Origin of the sequence: Nonomuraea rosea, from assembly GCF_039539705.1 — a bacterium.
In the GTDB taxonomy this organism is placed as follows: Bacteria; Actinomycetota; Actinomycetes; order Streptosporangiales; family Streptosporangiaceae; genus Nonomuraea; species Nonomuraea rosea.
The window spans coordinates 276,828-296,057 of sequence record NZ_BAABDQ010000005.1 but is presented as its reverse complement, the minus strand read 5'-3'; the positions used below and the strand labels follow the sequence as shown (position 1 = coordinate 296,057).

Sequence of the window (19,230 nt, the reverse complement as noted above, 5' to 3'; positions counted from 1 at the left end):
TCATCCGAGCCTGCCAGCGCCTGAGCCCGCCACCATCCGAGCCCGCGGGCAACCTGAGCCCGCCACCATCTGCGCCCGCGAGCTTCTGAGGCCCCGCGCCATCCCCCGAACGGCGGAATCGGCCGTCCGTCCGGCCCCGCGAATCCGTCTTTCGGCAGATGGGCCGGCGGTGCCGCGCCGGTCACGCTGGTGACCATGGAAAAGACATCGACCACCCCGGCCCGCTGGCCGGTGTGGGTGACGTACGCGGCGGGCGGCTGGTCGCTCCTCTACGGCGGCCTCGCGCTCTCCTGGGCCCTGGGCGGCCCCGGCTTCCCGTTCGGCGAGGGCGATCTCCCGGACGCGCGGGCGGAGTCGTTCCTAGGGTCGGCGACCGCGGCGGGCACGGCCCCGGTCCTCGCCGGGCTCTGCTTCGCCGGCGCGCTGCTCGCCCTGCTCATGGCCATGCGTAGCCGCGGCCAGGCCCGGACGGCACGGCTGGGCGGCGCGGCCCGGGTCGCGGTGCTCGTACCGGCCTGGGCGGGCGCGTTCACGCTGGTGGCCCTGATCCCCGACGCCCGGATCATGACGGCGATCGGCTACGCGCCCATCTTCCTCGTCGGGCTGCCGTGGGGCTGGCCGGACGCGGACTACTTCGCGCTCGCCTTCCCCTGGCAGGTCCAGAACCTGCTGCTCTGCACGCTCGGCGGCCTGCTGTGGGCGGGGGCGGCGCTGGCGTACCAGCGGCGCACGGACGGAGCCTGCCAGAGCTGCGGCCGCTCGGAGGCCAGGCCCGCGACGTGGACCAGCCGGGAGTCGGCGGCGCGATGGGGCAGATGGGCCGCCTATACGGCCTTCGTCGTGCCGTTCTTCTATGCGGTCATCCGCTGGGCGTGGGCGCTGGGGATCCCGCTGCTGTTCAGCGAGGAGGGGATCCGCTGGCTGCACGAGACGGGGATGGCCTGGGCGGGGGCGGGGCTGGCCACGTTCGCGGCGGTGGGCGGGGTGCTCACGCTGGGGCTGGTCCAGCGCTGGGGCGAGATCTGGCCACGGTGGACGCTCGTCCGCGCCGGGCGGCCGGTGCCGCGGGCCTTCCCGCTGGTGTTCGCCTCGCTGGTCACCGCGGTGCTGGCCTCGGCCGGGGCGGTGGCGGTGCGCATCACGGACTGGTCGGATCCGGCTGCCTGGCTGGTCAGCCCCATGGCGTACTGGCCGCTCTGGGCGCTCGCCCTGGGGGTGGCGACGCTGGGCTTCCACTACCGCACCCGGGCGGCGTGCCGCCGGTGCGGCTACGGGACGGCAGGCGATCGGCCGAGCAGCAGGGCCTCGGTGATCGGGGACTCGTGAGTGCCGGCGACCGTGCAGGCGTGCGCGCCGGCGATCGCGCCCAGCCTGACGCGCTCCTCCAGCGGCCTGCCGTGCAACGTGCCGTACAGGAAGCCCGAGACGAACGCGTCCCCCGCGCCGTTGCTGTCGGCCACCGGGCCCGGCAGCGGCGCGGCCGGGAAGGCGCGCAGGCCGGAGTCCCGGGTCAGGACGAGGCAGCCGTCGGCGCCGCGCGTGCACACGACCGTGTGGGCGCGGCCCCGATCGAGGATGCCGCGCATCGTGGCGGCCGGGTCGGGCAGCGCGACGGCCGACAGGAACACCAGGTCGGACCGGTAGGCGAAGTCCTTCTGGTAGTCAGCCTCGCCGTCCCAGTCGTGCAGGTCGGTGGAGACGGGCGTGCCGTTCAGGTCCGGGTAGACGTGACGGCAGAAGTCCATGATCGACAGGTGGACGTGGCGCGGCCGCAGGTCCGTGAACAGCTCGCGGGCCAGGCGCTCGTCGGGCGTGACCTTCGGGTCGTAGAAGGAGGTGCGGCGGCCGTCCGGGCCGACGAGCAGGACGCTGCGCCGGGTGCCCGCCGCCGCGTGCCCCCATCGGGAGTCGACGTCGCGCAGCGCGTGCCGGATCAGCGCGCCCTGCGGGTCGTCGCCGATCAGGTCGGCGAACGCGACCCGCAGGCCGAGCGCGTGGCACCCGAGCGCCACGCCCGCGCCGGTGTTGCCGATCCGGTCGACCACCGGCGGCACCTGGTAGGTGTCCCGGTACGGCAGGGGCAGCTCGGGGACGTACACGGTGGTGTCGACCCCGGCGCCGCCGAGGATCAGGATGTCGCGCGTCATGCGCTCAAGGCCTCCGCACCGTGCAGGCGCGTCCAAGCGACGGCGCTCTCACTGCATCCACTGGCCGCACTCCCCTGCCTTCCCTCACCGGTTGACCAGGGGACCGGAGCCGGTGGAGCCGCGGACGACGAGCTCCGGCTGGAAGATCAGCTCGACGTGCTTGGTCTGCGCGCCGTTCACCTCTTCGAGCAGCGTCTGAACGGCAGCCGAGGCCATCGCGCCGATCGGCTTGCGCACGGTGGTGAGCGGCGGGTCGGTGAACGCGATCAGCGGCGAGTCGTCGAACCCGACGACGGACACCTCGCCCGGCACGGACAGGCCCTTCTCCCTGCAGGCGCGGATCGCGCCCAGCGCCATGAGGTCGCTCGCGCACACGATGCCGGTGCAGCCCCTGATGAGCAGTTGCGCCGCCGCGGCCTGGCCGCCCTCGACGGAGAACAGCGAGTGGGAGATCAGCTCGTCCACGTCGGTCGCGCCCAGGAGCTGGGCCATGGACTGCTTGTAGCCCTCGATCTTCCTGATCACCGGCACGAACCTGTGCGGCCCCAGCGCCAGCCCGATGCGCTCGTGGCCGAGGTCGACCAGGTGCTGGACGGCCAGCCGCGCGGCCAGGCGATCGTCGGGCGAGATGAAGGGGGCGTCGATGTGTTCGCTGTAGCCGTCGACCAGCACGATCGGCAGGCCACGGTCGGTCAGGCGGGTGTAGCGGTCCATGCGCGCGGTCGTGTCGGCGTGCAGCCCCGAGACGAACACGATGCCGCTCACACCGCGGTCCACCAGCAGCTCGGTGAACTCGTCCTCGGGCGCGCCGCCGGGGAGCTGGGTGCACAGCACGGGCGTGTAGCCGTGCTGCGTGAGCGCCTTCTCGATGGCCTGCGCGAACGCGGGGAAGATCGGGTTGTCCAGCTCCGGCGTCACCAGGCCGATCAGGCCGTTGCTGCGCTGCCGCAGCCGGGGCGGGCGCTCGTAACCCATGAGGTCGAGAGCGGCCATCACCGCCTGGCGGGTGGCCGCGGAGACTCCTGGCTTGCCGTTGAGGACGCGGCTGACCGTGGCCTCACTCACCCCGGCCTGGGCGGCGATGTCGGCGAGGCGAGCGTGACCGTTCATGTCCCACACTTTACTTTCCACCAGGCCGCCGAATCCCCTGCTCCAGGCACATCGGAGGCGAGCAGGAGCTCCCCTTCGACGCCGAAGTCCACGGGGGTCTCCGTCAGGTTGACGGTGCAGACGAACGGCCCACGGGAGAAGGCCAGCGTGCCCTCGGGCGAGTCGCGCCAGGTCAGGTCGCCGCCGATGGTGCGGCGCAGGCGCAGCGCGGCCCGATACAGCTCCAGGGTCGAGCCCGGGACGCCCTGCTGGGCGGCCACGCTCAGCTCCGACCACTCCGCCGGGATCGGCAGCCACGGCTCGTGCCAGCCGGATTCGCGCGTCCAGGGCAGCGGGACGCGGCACCCGTCGCGGCCGCTGTCGGGGTCGCGCAGCCGCTGCGGGTCCTGGCACAGCTCGTCCGGCAGGTCGAGCACCTCGGGCAGGCCCAGCTCCTCGCCCTGGTAGACGTAGGCCGAGCCGGGCAGCGCGAGCGTGAGCAGCGCGGCGGCGCGGGCCCTGCGCAGTCCGCGCTCGCCGCCGCCGTAGCGGGTGACGTGCCGCTTGACGTCGTGGTTCGACAGCACCCAGGTGGTGGGCGCGCCCACGGACCCGGCCGTGGCCAGCGAGGAGTCGATCACCTCGCGCAACGTGGCGGCGTCCCAGGGGGCGAACAGGTAGTGGAAGTTGAACGCCTGGTGCAGCTCGTCCGGCCGGACGTACATCGCCAGGCGCTCGGCCGTCGGGGCCCACGCCTCGGCCACGCCGATCCGCTCGCCGGGATAGGAGTCGAGGACGCGCCGCCAGGCCCGGTGGATCTCGTGCACGCCGTCGTTGTCGAAGAACGGCACCGGCTCGCTGCCGACCATCCTGGCCTGGTCGCCCCGGCCGATGTCGGGCAGGTCGCGCGGCTTGACCATGCCGTGCGCCACGTCCACCCGGAAGCCGTCCACGCCCAGGTCGAGCCAGAAGCGCAGGATCGACTCGAACTCCCCGCGCACCTCCTCGTTGTCCCAGTCGAGGTCCGGCTGCGCGGGGTCGAACAGGTGCAGGTACCACTGCCCGTCCGCCACCTGCGTCCACGCCGGGCCGCCGAAGATCGACTCCCAGTCGTTCGGCCGGTCGCGGAAGATGTAGCGCTCGCGGTGCTCGCCGCGCAGCGCCTGCTGGAACCAGGGGTGGGCGGACGAGGTGTGGTTCGGGACGACGTCCACGATCACCCGCAGGCCGTGGCCGTGGGCCTCGTCGATGAGCGCCTTGGCGTCCGCCAGCGAGCCGAACAGCGGGTCGACGTCGCGATAGTCCGCAACGTCGTAGCCGAAGTCGGCCATCGGCGAGGTGTAGAACGGCGTCAGCCAGATCGCGTCCACGCCCAGCTCCGCCAGATAGGGCAGGCGATCGCGAACACCGATCAGGTCACCCACGCCGTCGCCGTTGCCGTCTGCGAAGCTGCGCACGTAGACCTGGTAGATCGCAGCGTCCCGCCACCATGCGGTCATAGTCTCCCCCGAACGTCCGGGACAATGAAAGCCCTTGCCGCAAGTTTACGCAAGCCCTTCCACCAACCCCGTATCCGGAAATTTCGGTGTACGGCCACCCAAAACCCCCGACCGAAATGCCATGGAACGAGATTCTTTATGTCAAGGGTGGACATGTAGCGTTAAGGCGCGATGTACTACCTCTTCAATCAGCCTCGTCACAGGTGACACGCAAGGTGTGGGCCCATGAGCTCGGTCGTTCTCGACAAAGTGACCAAGGTGTATCCGGGCGACTACCTGGCAGTCGACCGGCTGAGCCTGAGGGCCGATGACGGCGAGTTCCTCGTCCTCCTCGGCCCCTCTGGATGCGGCAAGTCCACATTGCTCCGCATGATCGCCGGCTTGGAGGAGATCACCGAGGGCGACCTCTGGCTGGACGGCCAGATGGCCAACCATCTTGCGCCCCGTGATCGTGACGTCGCCATGGTGTTCCAGAACGGCGCGCTCTACCCGCACAGGACCGTACGCGGAAATATCGCCTTTCCCTTAGAGATCGCCAAGGCGGACCCGGCGCTGGTGCGCGAGCGCGTCACGGAGCTGTCCAAGGCCCTGCACATCGACGAGACGCTGGACCGCCGCCCCGGCACGCTGTCCGGCGGCCAGCGGCAGCGCGTCGCGATGGGCCGGGCGATCGTCCGGCAGCCCAAGTTGTTCCTCATGGACGAGCCGCTGTCGAACCTCGACGCCGGCATGCGCACCGAGCTGCGCATGGAGATCTCGGCGCTGGTCAGGTCACTCGGCGTCACCACGATCTACGTAACGCACGACCAGGTCGAGGCGCTGACCCTGGCCGACAGGATCGCCATCCTGAATCGCGGTGTCCTGCAGGACGTCGGTACTCCGGCCCAAATTTACAACGATCCAGCGACGGCGTTCGTGGCGGCCTTTCTCAACTCTCAGCAGTTGAACCTGCTCGCGGTCAATGTCAGGACCCCGCAGAACCAATATGTGATGCTCGACTTCGGCCCGCATCAGCTGACGCTGCCCTGGAGCGATCCCAGGGCGTACGCCATCTCGCAGCACACGGGCGGCCAGGTGCTGGTGGGCCTGCGGCCGGACGGGCTGGCCCCGGTGCCGGAGTCGTACGAGGGGCCGTCGTTCTACGGGCGGGTGCGGGCGCTGGAGTACCACGGGCACGAGTGGCTGGCGTACCTGGAGTGCGGGATGCCCGCCGTACCGGTGCCGGAGCCGCCGGATCCGCGCGTGCGCGTCAACGGCGAGAAGAACGGGTCGGGGAAGCTGACCAAGATGGTGCGGCGGCTGTTCTCGCACGAGCAGGTCGAGGAGCGGCAGGAGCAGGAGCGGGTGGGCCAGCACCCGAGCAACAGCGGCATCCACCGCCGCTCGGACCTGATCGTGCGCCTGGGCGGCCGGCCCATGTGGCGCGCCGGCGACGCCGCCAAGGTGGCCGTGGACCTGTCCCGCGTGATGATCTTCACCCTCGACGGCGCCCGCATCGACCCGCCCCGCCGATAACTCCCCCGGAAGTAACCAGCGCGAGCCGCCGAAGCCTGCCGCCGACCGCCACCGTCCCGCCGTATCCGGTGTCACACCCTTCTTTCTCTTACGGCGGAGCCTGGCCGGCGCCACCCGCCATACCCCCGCGGGGCCTCCAGGGAGACGCCCGCTGACCGCCACGTGGCCGGGCGCCGTAACGGCGCACGGATCGGGCGAACGACTCAGAAGGTCCTGGCGATCCGGCGGGCCTGCTCGTCGGCCTGCTTGCGCTCGTTCTCGTACGAGCCCGTCAGCGTCGGGTGATGGCGAATCTCCTGCACGTCGGCGACGCCGGCCCACCTGAGCCAGTCGCCCAGGAACGTCGACTGGAAGTCACTCCCGAACTCGGCGCCGAGCCCGGGACCCCACACGGCGCTGGTGTAGACGACGGCCGCGCGCTTGCCGGTCAGCAGCTGCCGATACCCCGTCTCCGGGTGCACGTCGAAGATCATCCCCGGCTGGCTGACGACATCGACGAACTGCTTGAGCTTGTACGGCACGCCGGCGTTCCACATGGGCACGCTGAACAGATACCGGTCATAGGCGGCGAACCGCTCGAACGTCCGCACGGCCGCCGCCCACGCCTCGGCCTGCTCCCCCTCCGGCGTGCCACCCCCGAACACCGTCATCTTCGCCCCGGCGGCGGCCGGCCCGAACTCGGGGAGCGTGCCGTCCCAGAGGTCGAAGTGATCGACCTCGGAGCCGGGGTGCGCGGCCAGGTATTCCCCGGTGAACGTCTGAGCGATCCCCAGCGAGATCGACTCACCGCCACGCGGCGAGGCGGAAATGTGCAGCAACCTGCTCATGATGCGTCCCATCCCTTTCCGGACTACGGTCCGTTTCTGGTTCAGGACCATACGGACTGCGGTCCGCTTAGTCAAGAAAGGGAACGGTGCACCCGGCGTGCCGCGCGGTGCGTGCCGGGTTACGGGATCACGTCGCCGGGGTCCAGCGGGGGCCGGCCGGGGTGTCCTCGACGGCGACGCCGCCCGCGAGCATCGCCGTTCGCAGCGCGTCCGCGATCTCGTAGCCGCCCCGCGCGCGCAGCTCGGCGCGGAGCGTGAGCAGCGGCTCCACCAGGACGTCCAGGCTCTGGGAGCGCTGGCTCGCGGTCGAGGCGAGCTCGCCGAGCCTGGCGATCAGCAGCCGCATGAGCTCCCTGGCCTGGTCCACGCCCCCGGCGTCCTCCTCGGTGTCCGCGGCCCACTTGACCAGCTCCGCCTCCAGGTCGAGCACGGTCTGCGCGGCCGCCACCATGTCGGGCTTGGCGGCGGCGGCCTTGAACAGCTCCTCGCAGGAGCGGATCGTCTCCTCCAGGGTGACCTCGGCGGGCGCGTCTTCCAGCGCGGGCGGGGGTGGCGCGGGCGTGCCCGCGACGGCGCCCTCGGCCAGGCGGCGGAGCTCGGCGAGATCGGTGCGCGCGCCCGCCGGCAGGACCGTCGCCGAGCCGGGCCGCCGGACGGTCAGGCCGCCCCGGCCCGCCACCCGCACCGACTCCGTCTCCAGGTCGATGACCAGCGCCGTGTGCTCGTCGATCCCGAGCACCGCCGTGCCGGGCGGCAGCTCGCGCTCCATGCGCGACAGCCGGCGCTCCCCGAGGTAGCAGTAGCGGGTGTCGTGGGTGCCGCCCTCGGCGTTGTCGAAGTGCGGGATCAGGACCGCCTGCAGGCCGAGCGGCTCCAGCAGGTCGATGCCCTCGCGCCAATGGGGCTCGGCCCCGACCTTGTAGATCTCGTAGACGGGCACGGTGGCCAGGCCGGCCGTGCAGGCCGCCGCCGAGGCCAGGACCGTCACCCCTTCCCTGGCGCGCACCCGGGCGCGCAGGTCGCCGGCCACGCCCGAACCGGCCCACCGGTCGAGGGCGTAGGTGGGGCTGCCGGGGCCGGAGAAGACCCAGTCGGCGCCGGTGATCCCGGGCGCGACCTCGACATCCAGGCCGACGCTGCGCGCGAAGTATCGGCAGGCGCGGGCGGAGATGTCGGCGGAGTTTTCCTGAAAGGCGTAGGGCGTGTCGAGCAGCACGGCCCGCGCGCCGGGGCGCAGCGTCCGCGCCGCCGCGCGGTGGATCTCCACCATGGTCGGGCTCGTCTCGCCCGATCCCATCAGAACCAGCAAACCGGGCATGGCTGTCGGCCTCTCTCTCGCACGTTCTCGACTACAGCCCGGCGCGCCGGAGTGTTCAAGGGCGGGACCGCATATGCGTATGGAACGTAGTTGCATATGATTGGCAGTAAGTTGTTGGCGGTGACGGGGAGACACGTGGTCTCGGTTGAGACGCTCATGCTACGGGTGGGCACCGACAATCGCTGGTCGTACCGGCAGGCCATTACCCGGCCCAGGCACGGCGAGAGCCCGGACGAGGCCGCGCGGCGGCTCTGCGGGGTCGAGCCGGGTGATCAGCAGGTCGTCGTGCACTCCACGAGCTGGCGATATGAGCCTGACGGCAGGGTCGTACTGACTTATGCGGTGTGTCCTGATCCGGCGCCGTGGCTGCCCGCGGTCGAGGTGCCCGTGCTGGAGATCGCCAGGGGCGAGGCGCCGGCGATGCCGTCACCTGACCGCGTCGCCCTGGCCAACGTGGTCGCGCACGCCGTCAGGCACCTGGCGTTCCTGGTGGCCGAGGACCCCGTCGTGGCCCGCGCCCTGTCCCGCCATCCCGAGATCGGCTCCGCCCTGGAGCCGGTGGGCGCGCCGGTCTGAGCCGCGAGGGGCGTACCGGGCCGCGACGCGGCGGCCCAGCGCCTGCATGGGCTTCTCGACGTACCTGTAGGTGAGGGTGCTGGCGGCCAGGATCACGGCCACGGCCAGCGCGGCCATGCCGAGCTGGTACGGCAGCGCCGCCCGCCGCAGGTCCCCGGTGATCTCCACGAAGTACTTCAGCAGCGGATGGTGCACCAGGTAGAGCGAGTAGCTGATCAGCCCGAGCCAGGTGAGCACCCGGGGCAGCCGCCGCCCGCGCAGCGCCATCCCGCCCGCGAACGTGGCCCCGGCCAGCGCGATCGTGGTGAACCACACGTCAGCCCGCACCCACCACCAGCCGCTCTCGATGGCCCACAGGGGCGCTATCCCGACCAGCGCCGTCGTGACCGCGACGGGCCACAGACGGCCGGCGCCGCGTTCCCACCGGTGGATCGCCGTCCCCGCGAACATCACCCCCAGCACCGCCACCCCCAGCCACGGCACGCGGCTGCTCAGCAGCAGCAACACCACCGCCATCAGGGCGAGCACGCAGGCCGACGCCGTGCGCAGCCGCCCCTGCAGCACGCATCCGAGCCCCACCACGAAGACCGCGCACGACAGGTACGCCGGCCACGCCCCGGCCACCACCGCCCCCGACGCGACCAGCCCGACGGCCACGGAGCCCGCCGCGAACAGCATCGACAGCAGCCCGCTGCGGCCGTGCCCGCCGATCAGGAACAGCGCCGTGACCAGCAGATAGAACACCATCTCGTACGACAACGTCCACATCGTGTCGGCCACGCCGCCGACGCTCACGACGTCGAGCAACATGGTCGCGTGCGCCGCGACCGCGCTCCCGTCGCGTGGCACCTCCCCGCGCACCGGCACCCACCAGGCCACGGCCAGCACCAGGACGATCACGGCGAGGTAGAGGGGGTAGAGCCGGAACAGCCGGCTGATCCAGAACGCGCGCACGTCGCCGTGGCGCTCCAGGGACGTGGGAATGATGTAGCCGCTGACCAGGAAGAACACGAGGATGCCGTAGACGCCCAGGTTGAACCAGTAGGGCCGCAGGCCGGGCAGGAACCAGGGGAGGAGGTGCTCGCCCACCACGGCCAGCGCGCCGATGCCGCGGAGCGCGTCCAGCCAGGCGAGCCTGTTGGACGAGCCGGCGGACGCGGGGGCGACGGCAGGCGGGATCGCGGCGGCTGCGGACACCCGCCTCAACATACCCGTATCGGCGCAACTGATGCTGCGGTTGTCCGGAAGCGGATCACGCCGGGGAGCTACCGGGTGCGGTGGGCGGTCAGGGAAGCGTGGTGGTCGGCGTTCGCGGGACCGTCAGGATCGGTGTGTACGGTCGCCGCCCGCAACCGGGCCAGGTCGTGGATGAGCCGATGCTCCGCCGCCACCGCCACCGCGTGCGCGTCCACGACCGACATGTCGTGATCCACCAGGATCTCCACCTCGGCGTGGAGCGCATGGCCGATCCAGCGCAGCCGTACGGAGCCGACCCGGCGGACGCCCTCGACCCTGGCCAGGATCTGTTCCGCGGCGTCCACGAGGGCGGGATCGACGGCGTCCATGAGCCGGTGGTAGATCTCGCGGGCCGCGTCGCGCAGGACGAAACAGATGGCCACGGTGATCAGCAGGCCGACGATCGGGTCGGCGATCGGGAACCCGAGCGCCGCGCCGCCCGCGCCCAGCAGAACGGCCAGCGAGGTGAAGCCATCGGTTCTGGCGTGCAGGCCGTCGGCCACGAGAGCCGCCGAGCCGATCTCCCTGCCGACCTTGATCCGGTAGCGGGCCACCCACTCGTTGCCCAGGAACCCGATCACCGCGGCCCCCGCCACCCACCCGAGCGCCCGGATGTCCTGCGGGTCGAACAGCCGCATGACGGCCTCGTACCCGGCCAGGGCGGCCGAGGCGGTGATGAGCAGGACGATCACGATGCCCGCGAGGTCCTCCGCCCGGCCGTAGCCGTAGGTGAAACGGCGGTTGGCGGCGCGGCGGCCGAGCGAGAACGCGATCGCCAGCGGGACGGCGGTGAGGGCGTCGGCCAGGTTGTGCAGGGTGTCGCCGAGCAGCGCGACCGAGCCGGAGGCGACGACGATCACCGCCTGGACGGTGGCGGTGATCATCAGGACGGCGAACGAGATGGCCAGCACGCGCATGCCGCGACTGCTGGACTCCAGAGCGCTGTCGGTCTTGGCGGCGCTGTCGTGGCTGTGCGGGGTGAGAGCGTGAAAGGCCCGCCCGAAGACCGCCTTCACACGGCCGCCGCCGTCCACCCCACCGGACGCATGCCCGTGCCCATGCCCGTGCCCATCTCCGTGCCCGTCTCCGTGCCCGTCTCCGTGCCCGTGCCCATCTCCGGCATGGGGCGTTGGAGTGGAATCCCGCTGGTCAGCCATGGCACCCCTCACTTGCGTGATTCATCACGTTTGGCCATGATATGTAGTCATGTACGCACGCGACAACACCTCAGGTGCGGCACCGTCGCAAGAGCAACCCACTCCTGCCCAGGTGAACGCGGCAGTAGACGCCTTTCGCATGCTCAGCGACGGGACCCGGCTGAGGCTGATGTGGCTGCTGTCGTCCGGCGAGCTCGATGTGAACTCCCTTGCCGCATCCATCGGCGTGCCGCGCCCGTCGGTCTCGCAGCATCTGGCCAAGCTCCGGCTGGCCGGGCTGGTGACCACGCGCAGGGACGGGCGGCGCGTGGTCTACCGGGCCAGCGACTCGCACGTGCGGGCGCTCATCGCCGAGGCCCTGTTCCATGCCGACCACGAGATCTCAGGCCTGCCCCGCCACGACTGACCCGGACACCCCGGCCGCGCACCCGGCCGCCGAACGCCGTCCCCGGCGCGACGGCTCGGGCGCGACGGCTCGGGCGCGACGGCTCGGGCGCGACGGGCAAGGGCGTCACCAGCCGACTTTGCCCTTGCCGGAGACGAGCGCGCGGGCGATCACCATCCGCTGGACGTCGTTGGTGCCCTCCCCGATCGCCATCAGCGGCGCGTCCCGGTAGAGCCGCTCGACCACGTACTCCTGCGAGTACCCGTACCCGCCGTGGATCCGCATCGCCTCCAGCGACGCCTTCAGCGCCACCTCCGAGGCGAAGTACTTGGCCATACCCGCCTCCATGTCCACCCGCTTGCCCGAGTCGGCCTGGGCGGCGGCCCAGTACGTGAGCAGGCGCGCGGCCTGGATCTCGGTCGCCAGGTCGGCGATCTTGAGCTGGATGGCCTGGAACTCGGCGATCGGCTGCCCGAACGCGGTCCGCTGGCGCGCGTAGGAGAGCGCGGCGTCGTACGCGGCCTGCGCGACGCCCACCGCACGCGCGGCGATGTTGATGCGCCCGATCTCCAGCCCGCCCAGCACCTGCTGCATGCCCCGCCCCTCGACGCCGCCGAGCAGGGCCGACACCGGGACGCGTACCTCGTCCAGCACCACCTCGCACGTCTCGGTGCCCTTGTAGCCGAGCTTGGGCAGGTCGCGGCTGACGCTGAAGCCCGGCGACGACGGATCGACGAGCAGGACCGACATGCCCTTGTGCGCGGGATCCATGACGGAGGTCTTGACGAGGACCGGCAGCGGGTCGGCGTGGCGGGCGTTGGTGATCCACGTCTTGGTGCCGGTCACGACGTAGTGGTCCCCGTCGAGGACGGCCCGGGTCTGGATGCCCTGCAGGTCGGTGCCCGCGCCCGGCTCGGTGAGCGCGATCCCGGTACGCCGTACGCCGGTGGCCAGGTCCGCCAGGTAGAGGCTCTTCTGCTCGTCGGTGCCGTGCTTGGCGATCATCCAGCAGGCCAGCGAATGGGACCCGATCGTGCCCGCCACGCCCATCCAGCCGCGCGCGATCTCCTCGAAGACCAGCGCGAACGACACCATGTCCGCCTCCATCCCGCCGTACTCCTCCGGCACGGACAGGCCGAACAGCCCCATCTGCTTCATCTTCTCGATGATCTCCGCCGGATAGCGCCCCGAGTGCTCCCACTCGGTGGCCACCGGCACGATCTCCTTCTCCACGAACGCGCGCAGGGTCTCGCGGAACGCCTTCTGCTCGTCGGTCAGCTCGAAGTCCACGTGTCTCACATCCTCAGAGCGGGCCGCTCTCGGCCTGGGGGAAGTAGTCCTTGCCGTGCGGGGCCACGCGCTCGCAGCGGCCGAGGCTCGGCTCGTGAGCGGTCACGGGCGGCTCCTGTTCACACTGATCAGACCGCTCACGTTAATCGTCTGATGATTTGGGGGTCAATTGCTTGCGTACGGGCGAGCCCCCGGTCTACGTTCCAGGCAACGGAAGATCGGGACGGGTGCGGATGACGGCTTTCCGGGCACTGGCGCTGCAGGTCGCGACGCACGCCGTGAACGGGGCGGCCGATCCGCGCGGCGAGATCCTGCGGGCCGTCGAGCGGGTGGCGGGCCGGCTCGCCGGCGCCCGCGCCTGGTACGGGCCGGAGCTGCGGCTGGTGGTGCTGCCCGAATACGTGCTGACCGGGTTCCCGATGGGCGAGAGCGTGGCCGAGTGGCTGGCCAAGGCGGCGCTGGCGCCGGACGGGGCCGAGTATGCGCTGCTCGGGGAGGTGGCAGCGGGGCATTCGGTGTTCCTGGCGGGCAACGCCTACGAGAGTGATCCGCATTTTCCCGGGCTGTACTTCCAGGCGTCGTTCATCCTGGGGCCCGATGGCGGTGTGGTGCTGCGATATCGGCGGCTGCACTCGATGTTCTCGCCGACGCCGTACGACGTCTGGGACGAATATCTGGATATTTACGGCATCGAGGCGGTCTTCCCCGTGGCCGTCACGGAGATCGGCAACTTGGCGTGCGTGGCCTCCGAGGAGATCCTGTATCCGGAGCTGGCCCGGGTGCTCGCCCTGCGCGGGGCCGAGGTGTTCTGCCACTCCACCTCGGAGATCGCCGCTCCCGGGCTCACCCAGAAGGCCGTCGCCCGCCGCGCCCGCGCCGTGGAGAACCTCGCCTACGTCGTCAGCGCGAACTCCGGCGGGCTCGACGGCCTGCCTATCCCGCGCGACTCCACGAACGGCGGCTCCGAGCTGATCGACTACGAGGGCCGGGCGCTGGCGCAGGCGGCCTCGGGCGAGTCGATCGTCGCCTCGGCCGAGCTGGACCTCGCCGCCCTGCGCCGCGCCCGCCGCAGACCCGGCATGTCGAACCTGCCGGCCCGGGTGAAGACGGCATTGTGGGCGCAGGAGTACGCCAGGCACCCCGTCGAGCAGCCCAACGGCCTCGCCGAGACGGCTCCGGACCGAAGCTGGTTCGCCCGCAGGCAACGCGAGATCATCGACCGCCTGTACGGCCCGGCCGACCCCACCCCCTGACCCCGCCAGCCGCCCGCGGGACCGCACAGGGGTCGCGGACATCCGGCCCGCACGGCACGAGGACCCGCCCGACAGCGTGAGGGCCAGACGAGACGAGGACACACCCGACCGCATAAGGCCGACACGGCACCAGGTCACCCCCGGCGCCGTAGGACTCGGACGGCGCGAGGTCACATCCCGGGCGTTCGGGTCAGGTGCGGGTGGCGAGTTTGGCGACCACGTCCACGATGCGGGCGGCGCGTTCCACCTCAGCCCGATGGAACACCGGGCCGTCCGCGCGCGCCACCACCACGTGCAGTCCCTGCGCCACCACCGGCAGCAGCATGAGCTGCATCTCCTGCGCCCCCATGGTGGCGGCCCGCGGCGGCGGCTCCGGCAGGTCGAACTTCTCGGGCGCGGCCAGCGACGCATGCCGGACGGCACCGTCGGCCAGCGCCAGCGCCAGCGACCACTCCGCGCCGCACAGCCCCGGCAGGGCGTCCACCAGCGTGGCGAACCCTCGCGACGGCTCGGCCGCGACGTGCATCAGCAGGTCGTAGTCCAGCGCCGAGCCCGGCACCTCCTTGGTCGGCCAGACGCCCTCCACCCGTACGCCGGGCATGGCGGACAGCCGCTCGCGCGCCTCTGACGAGGTCACCGGGCCGGGCCAGGAGACGGTGAAGTCGTCCACGGCCCGCCCGCCCTCGCGTTCGAGGACGGTGACCTGCAGGATGTCGGCTCCGAGCGCTCCCAGAGCCTTGGCGACCTGGCCGAGACCGCCCGGCCGGTCCGGCAGCGACACCCTCAGTCGCAGCAGCATTGCCGCCCCCTTTCCAGAGGCTCTCACAGTGCCGTGGACAAGTTTCGCGCATGTTCCACGGATATGTCGCACATGCTGCGGTTATATCCCAGGATGAAGGGTTAAGTCCGGATTATCGATACGGGTTGCCCGCAGCGAGCCACCGGCCCGCCCCACCCGGTGACACGCCGGAACCGCCGGGCGAACCTCCCCCGATCCTGCCGTGGAAAGGCTCGCCCGACACCAGGCAAAGCCCCGGTCAGGCCCACGCCCGGTCAGGCGTGGAAGCCGCTCAGGCGCGGGACCGGTCTGGGGCGGACCGGTCAGGCGCAGGACCGGTCAGGACCGAGGCCGGTCAGGCGAAGACGTCCTGCTGGTAGCGGCCGTCCGCCTCCAGCCCCGCCAGCCAGGCGGCCCCGTCCTCGCCGGTCCGCTCCCGGTGCAGGTCCAGCAGCGTCTGCCGGACGGCGGGCGCCATCCGCAGCCCGTCGCCGCACACGTACACGTGCGCCCCCTCCGTGAGCAGCGTCCACACCTCGTCGCCGTGCGCGGCGAGGGCGTCCTGGACGAACCGGTACGGATGCCCCGCCACAGCGGAGTACGCCTCGTGCACCGTCACCCCGTCCCGCGCGCCCCACGCCGCCACCTCGCCGGCGTAGAGCAGGTCGTGGGACGGGTGGCGGCACCCGGTGAACACCTCCGCGCGCCCGGCCGCCCCCGTCAGCGCGCGCTCCTCCAGGAAGCCGCGCAGCGGCGCGAACCCGGTGCCGGGCCCGACCAGGATCACGGGCGTGGCCGGGTCGTCCGGCAGCCGGAACGGCGGCGCGGGGACGCGGACGTAGCCGTAGAAGACCTCGCCCTCGGCCAGCCCGGCGAGGTAGGCCGAGCACATGCCCTGGTAGGTGCCGGTGCCGGACCAGGCAGGTCCCTCGACCAGGCCGACGGTCAGGCGCACCAGGCCGGGGTCCGCGAGGGGTGAGGAGGAGACGGAGTAGTAGCGCGGCTTGATCGGCCCGGCCATCTCCAGGAACACCGGCAGCGGCAGCTCGATCGCCGGGAAGCGTTCGAGCAGCGCCAGCGGGGACAGGCGCTTGGCCAGGATCTCCTCGGCGTAGTCGGCGGTCAGCGCGTCGAGCTGGCCGCGTGTCCACGGGCAGCCGGTGTGCGCGGCCAGCGCCTCCAGGTCCGCCCTGGTGGCCACCTCCTGCAGCTCGGCGAACTCGGTCAGCAGCAGGCCCGCCGTCACCGGCGTGTCCACCGGCAGGTGCGTGGATCCGGCGGCGCGCAGCCGTACCACCTGGTCGCGGGGGACGCGCAGGCTGCGCAGCGCCCACTCCACCAGCTCGGGGTCGTTCTTGGCGAAGACGGCCACGTGGTCGCCCGCCGAGTAGGTGACGCCTTCGGGCAGCCTGGCCACGATGGAGCGCACGCCGGGGCGGGGCGGCTCGATCGAGAAGTCCCAGAGCCCGGCCGGGTCGCCGGTCAGCTCCTCGTTGGAGACGACGGTCAGCGGGAAGGCCCGCTCGGAGACGACCGCGGGCCTGACCTCGGCCTCGCTGAGCACCTCCATCTCGTAACGCGGCCCCACGCTGCCGGAGGCGGCGCTGTACTCCTCGGCCAGCGCCGCCCACAGCCGCGCCGACCACAGGGACACGTCGCCGTCGAAGTCGCCGTCGGTGTCGGCCTCGCCCCGCTCGATCAGCGGCACCGCGCCCGCGCCCGTCAGCTTCTCGAACGCGCGCCGGGGGAAGTCCTGGTACGTCGGCCACTGCGTGTTGCCGCAGCCCAGCACGGCCAGCCGGACGCCGGACAGGTCGGGCAGCGTCTCCAGGGCGTCGAAGCGCTGGGCGTTGTCGGGCGCCTTGCCGTTGTAGGAGGAGGCGACCACGACGAGCAGGCCGCCGGAAGGCGGGCGCAGCTCGTCCAGGGTGGTCAGCGTGGTGGCGAAGCCGGCGCGTCCGGCCCGCTCGGCCAGGCGCTCCGCGATGTCGGCGCTGGTGCCGAGGTTGGAGCCGTAGGCGACGGTGAGCGGCACGCCGGTGACGGCGATGTCCTGCTGCTCGCTCTCCTGCTCCTGGGCGACGGCCACGGCGGCCCGCTCGTGGGCGCGGCGCTCGCGGACCCTGAGGGTGAAGCCGTCCGGCTTGAGGGTGAGGGTCTGCTTGATCTTCATGCGGTAGACGTTCGGGTCGGACAGGGCGAAGCGCCGCAGGATCATCGCCAGCGCCAGCCTGGCCTCGGTGAGTGCGAACTGGCGGCCGATGCAGGCCCGCTCGCCGTTGCCGAACGGCTTGTACGCCCCGGGGTGGTGGTCCTTCTTGTGCTCGGGCAGCCAGCGGTCGATGTCGAACTCCTCGGGCCGCTCCCACGCCTTGGCGTTGCGGTGCAGCGGCGGCAGCAGCACGCCGATGCCCTGGCCGGCCGGGATCTCGTAACCGCCGGGCCCGCCGAGCACGGTGTCCTCGACCGCGGACACGCCGAACACCGGGATCGGCGACCAGAACCGCAGCGTCTCCTCCAGGATGCGGGGGATGACGTCGAGCTTCATGATCGTCTCGTAGGACGGCGGCTCGTCGCCCGGCAGCAGCCGGTCCACCTCGTCGTAGGCGCGGGCCAGGGTGTGGGGCTCGCGCAGCAGGTTGTACAGGGCGAAGGAGAGCAGGCCACTGGTGGTCTCGTGGCCGGCGATCAGGAAGGTGAGGACCTGGTTGCGGATGTTCTCGTCGGACAGGCGGGCGCCGCTCTGCGGGTCTGACGCCTCCAGCATGAGCCCGAGCAGGTCCTTGGCACCGCTGCCGCCCTCGGCGCGGCGCTGCTTGATCACGTCGTCGACGAGCGACTGCATGGTGGCGATGTCGCGCCGGTAGGTCTCCTCGTGCCGGCGCTTGAGCTTGGTGACGAACGGCAGCTGCTGGTTGCGCAGCATGGCCTCGGTCAGCGCGCCACCCATGGCCTGCAGGAACGGGTGCAGATCCGGCGAGTCGAAGGAGTTGAACCGGTAGCCGAACCCGGTGAGCGAGATCGTGTCCAGGGTCAGCCGGGTCATGTCGTCGGCGACGGGCAGGTCATCCCCCTGGCGGCCTGCCCACGACTCGACGAGCTGCTCGGCGACCTCCAGGAACTGCGGGTAGTACGCCTTCATCGAGCGCTGGCTGAAGGCGGGCATCAGGATGCGGTGGGCGTGGCCCCACACCGGCTCGTCCGGCTCGGCCGTGAACAGCCCGTCGCCGCCGAAGTCGCGCACGATCGACAGCGGCGGCCGGATCCGCTTGACGAACCGGCTCTCGTCGCACACCTCCGCGACCAGGTCGGGGTCGTACACCAGGACGACCGTGCGGCCGGCGATCTCCAGCTTGAAGATGCCTCCGGGGTATCCGGCGGCCACCTCCACGAAGTGCTCCACCGGCGAGTGAGAGGGAATCTGCAGCGTGTTGCCCACGATCGGCAGGCCCTGCGGGGCGGGGATCCGCGTCATGAGTGCTCCCTTGAGTAGCCATACACCGTATGGCTGACGCTACCATACGGTGTATGGCAGTGAGCGCGCGCAGGGGTGCACCCCTGAGCCTCGAAGAGATCAGCTCCACGGCGTTGCGGCTGATGGACGAGGGCGGCGTGGAGGGACTCTCCATGCGCAAGCTGGCGGCGGAGCTGAACGTCAACCCGATGTCGCTCTACCACCACGTCGAGAACAAGGAGGCGTTGCTCGGCCAGATCTGCGCCACGGCGGCCGAGCGCATGCGCATGCCGCCGGACGACGGCACGCCCTGGCAGGAGCAGATCAGGGCACTGGCGACCGCCTACCACCGGCACGCGCGGGAGCACCCGGCCATGTGGACCTACGTGCACCTGCACCCGGAGCTCATCGCCGACCGGCGGCTGTCGATCTGGAAGACGCTCTATCGCGTCCTGCGGCAAGCCGGGGTGCCGGAGCCGGAGCTGCGGCGGACGAGCGACGTGCTGCACGCGTTCGTCACGGGGTTCATCATGGGCGAGATCCAGGGCCACATGCCGGACGATCCCGGCGAGATCGAGCGCAACTTCGACACGGCCATCGAGCTGATCATCCACGGCCTGGCGGGCCTCGCGCGGTAGCCGTCAGTTGGAAAACCCAACCCACAGCGCTAGAGTGGGTTTGGTTTTCCAACTGATGAGGAGGCCGC

15 protein-coding genes are annotated in these 19,230 nt (G+C 71.5%); 5 read left to right on the top strand and 10 right to left on the bottom strand.

The window, feature by feature from the left end; genetic code table 11:
* Positions 1–195: 195 nt before the first annotated feature.
* Positions 196–1,326 carry a hypothetical protein gene (locus ABEA43_RS15055; protein WP_345562172.1) on the top strand — a complete coding sequence of 377 codons (1,131 nt, stop codon included), beginning with the start codon at positions 196–198 and terminating at the stop codon, positions 1,324–1,326.
* On the opposite strand, the gene ABEA43_RS15050 is transcribed toward ABEA43_RS15055, so the two are convergent.
* The 3 genes from ABEA43_RS15050 to ABEA43_RS15040 form a co-directional block, all read right to left on the bottom strand.
* Positions 1,269–2,147 (bottom strand): carbohydrate kinase family protein, encoded by an 879-nt coding sequence (locus ABEA43_RS15050; protein ID WP_345562171.1) that lies wholly within the window; start codon positions 2,145–2,147, stop codon positions 1,269–1,271. The two genes, ABEA43_RS15055 and ABEA43_RS15050, sit on opposite strands and share 58 nt — an antisense overlap.
* A gap of 84 nt (positions 2,148–2,231) precedes the next feature.
* Positions 2,232–3,257 (bottom strand): LacI family DNA-binding transcriptional regulator, encoded by a 1,026-nt coding sequence (locus tag ABEA43_RS15045; RefSeq protein WP_345562169.1) that lies wholly within the window; start codon positions 3,255–3,257, stop codon positions 2,232–2,234.
* Positions 3,254–4,735, bottom strand: coding sequence for a glycoside hydrolase family 13 protein (locus ABEA43_RS15040; protein ID WP_345562167.1), 1,482 nt, complete (start codon positions 4,733–4,735; stop codon positions 3,254–3,256). The genes ABEA43_RS15045 and ABEA43_RS15040 overlap by 4 nt, the downstream gene beginning before the upstream one ends.
* A gap of 225 nt (positions 4,736–4,960) precedes the next feature.
* Between ABEA43_RS15040 and ABEA43_RS15035 the strand changes: the two genes are divergently transcribed.
* Positions 4,961–6,250 (top strand): ABC transporter ATP-binding protein, encoded by a 1,290-nt coding sequence (locus ABEA43_RS15035; RefSeq protein ID WP_345562166.1) that lies wholly within the window; start codon positions 4,961–4,963, stop codon positions 6,248–6,250.
* Positions 6,251–6,453: 203 nt separating this feature from the next.
* On the opposite strand, the gene ABEA43_RS15030 is transcribed toward ABEA43_RS15035, so the two are convergent.
* The 4 genes from ABEA43_RS15030 to ABEA43_RS15015 all read right to left on the bottom strand — a co-directional run bounded on the left by ABEA43_RS15030 (position 6,454) and on the right by ABEA43_RS15015 (position 11,223).
* Positions 6,454–7,077, bottom strand: a complete 624-nt coding sequence (locus ABEA43_RS15030) for an FMN-dependent NADH-azoreductase (protein WP_345562164.1) — start codon at positions 7,075–7,077, stop codon at positions 6,454–6,456.
* Between the two features lie 127 nt (positions 7,078–7,204).
* The gene (locus ABEA43_RS15025) at positions 7,205–8,374 is read right to left on the bottom strand and encodes a hypothetical protein (RefSeq protein WP_345562162.1); all 1,170 of its coding nucleotides are present in this window, start codon (positions 8,372–8,374) and stop codon (positions 7,205–7,207) included.
* 447 nt (positions 8,375–8,821) lie between these two features.
* Complete coding sequence (locus ABEA43_RS15020) at positions 8,822–10,168, bottom strand: acyltransferase family protein (RefSeq protein WP_345562161.1); 1,347 nt, start codon at positions 10,166–10,168, stop codon at positions 8,822–8,824.
* A 68-nt stretch (positions 10,169–10,236) separates the two neighbouring features.
* Positions 10,237–11,223, bottom strand: coding sequence for a cation diffusion facilitator family transporter (locus tag ABEA43_RS15015; protein WP_345562159.1), 987 nt, complete (start codon positions 11,221–11,223; stop codon positions 10,237–10,239).
* Positions 11,224–11,413: 190 nt separating this feature from the next.
* Here ABEA43_RS15015 and ABEA43_RS15010 point away from each other — a divergent pair, with 190 nt between their 5' ends.
* The gene (locus tag ABEA43_RS15010) at positions 11,414–11,770 is read left to right on the top strand and encodes an ArsR/SmtB family transcription factor (RefSeq protein ID WP_345562157.1); all 357 of its coding nucleotides are present in this window, start codon (positions 11,414–11,416) and stop codon (positions 11,768–11,770) included.
* A 105-nt stretch (positions 11,771–11,875) separates the two neighbouring features.
* Here ABEA43_RS15010 and ABEA43_RS15005 read toward each other — a convergent pair whose 3' ends face one another.
* Positions 11,876–13,039: an acyl-CoA dehydrogenase family protein gene (locus tag ABEA43_RS15005; protein ID WP_345562155.1), complete on the bottom strand. Its 1,164-nt coding sequence runs from the start codon at positions 13,037–13,039 to the stop codon at positions 11,876–11,878.
* Between the two features lie 233 nt (positions 13,040–13,272).
* Between ABEA43_RS15005 and ABEA43_RS15000 the strand changes: the two genes are divergently transcribed.
* Entirely contained in the window at positions 13,273–14,292 is a 1,020-nt protein-coding gene (locus ABEA43_RS15000) for a nitrilase-related carbon-nitrogen hydrolase (protein ID WP_345562153.1), read from the top strand.
* Positions 14,293–14,482: 190 nt separating this feature from the next.
* Here the strand turns inward: ABEA43_RS15000 and ABEA43_RS14995 are convergent, their stop codons facing one another.
* Entirely contained in the window at positions 14,483–15,091 is a 609-nt protein-coding gene (locus ABEA43_RS14995) for an ACT domain-containing protein (protein WP_345562151.1), read from the bottom strand.
* Positions 15,092–15,425: 334 nt separating this feature from the next.
* Positions 15,426–18,545, bottom strand: a complete 3,120-nt coding sequence (locus tag ABEA43_RS14990) for a bifunctional cytochrome P450/NADPH--P450 reductase (RefSeq protein WP_345562149.1) — start codon at positions 18,543–18,545, stop codon at positions 15,426–15,428.
* 53 nt (positions 18,546–18,598) lie between these two features.
* On the opposite strand from ABEA43_RS14990, the gene ABEA43_RS14985 reads away from it, so the two are divergent.
* A complete protein-coding gene (locus ABEA43_RS14985; RefSeq protein ID WP_345562148.1) occupies positions 18,599–19,162 on the top strand; it encodes a TetR/AcrR family transcriptional regulator in 564 nt (187 codons plus the stop codon).
* Positions 19,163–19,230: the final 68 nt, after the last annotated feature.

What these genes read in the sequence shown, in the direction of transcription:
- ABEA43_RS15050 (WP_345562171.1), bottom strand. Translation starts at nt 2,147, where the DNA reads ATGACGCGCGACATCCTGATCCTCGGCGGCGCCGGGGTCGACACCACC.
- ABEA43_RS15000 (WP_345562153.1), top strand. Translation starts at nt 13,273, where the DNA reads ATGACGGCTTTCCGGGCACTGGCGCTGCAGGTCGCGACGCACGCCGTG.
- ABEA43_RS14995 (WP_345562151.1), bottom strand. Translation starts at nt 15,091, where the DNA reads ATGCTGCTGCGACTGAGGGTGTCGCTGCCGGACCGGCCGGGCGGTCTC.
- ABEA43_RS15045 (WP_345562169.1), bottom strand. Translation starts at nt 3,257, where the DNA reads ATGAACGGTCACGCTCGCCTCGCCGACATCGCCGCCCAGGCCGGGGTG.
- ABEA43_RS14985 (WP_345562148.1), top strand. Translation starts at nt 18,599, where the DNA reads ATGGCAGTGAGCGCGCGCAGGGGTGCACCCCTGAGCCTCGAAGAGATC.
- ABEA43_RS14990 (WP_345562149.1), bottom strand. Translation starts at nt 18,545, where the DNA reads ATGACGCGGATCCCCGCCCCGCAGGGCCTGCCGATCGTGGGCAACACG.
- ABEA43_RS15055 (WP_345562172.1), top strand. Translation starts at nt 196, where the DNA reads ATGGAAAAGACATCGACCACCCCGGCCCGCTGGCCGGTGTGGGTGACG.
- ABEA43_RS15035 (WP_345562166.1), top strand. Translation starts at nt 4,961, where the DNA reads ATGAGCTCGGTCGTTCTCGACAAAGTGACCAAGGTGTATCCGGGCGAC.
- ABEA43_RS15030 (WP_345562164.1), bottom strand. Translation starts at nt 7,077, where the DNA reads ATGAGCAGGTTGCTGCACATTTCCGCCTCGCCGCGTGGCGGTGAGTCG.
- ABEA43_RS15040 (WP_345562167.1), bottom strand. Translation starts at nt 4,735, where the DNA reads ATGACCGCATGGTGGCGGGACGCTGCGATCTACCAGGTCTACGTGCGC.
- ABEA43_RS15010 (WP_345562157.1), top strand. Translation starts at nt 11,414, where the DNA reads ATGTACGCACGCGACAACACCTCAGGTGCGGCACCGTCGCAAGAGCAA.
- ABEA43_RS15025 (WP_345562162.1), bottom strand. Translation starts at nt 8,374, where the DNA reads ATGGGATCGGGCGAGACGAGCCCGACCATGGTGGAGATCCACCGCGCG.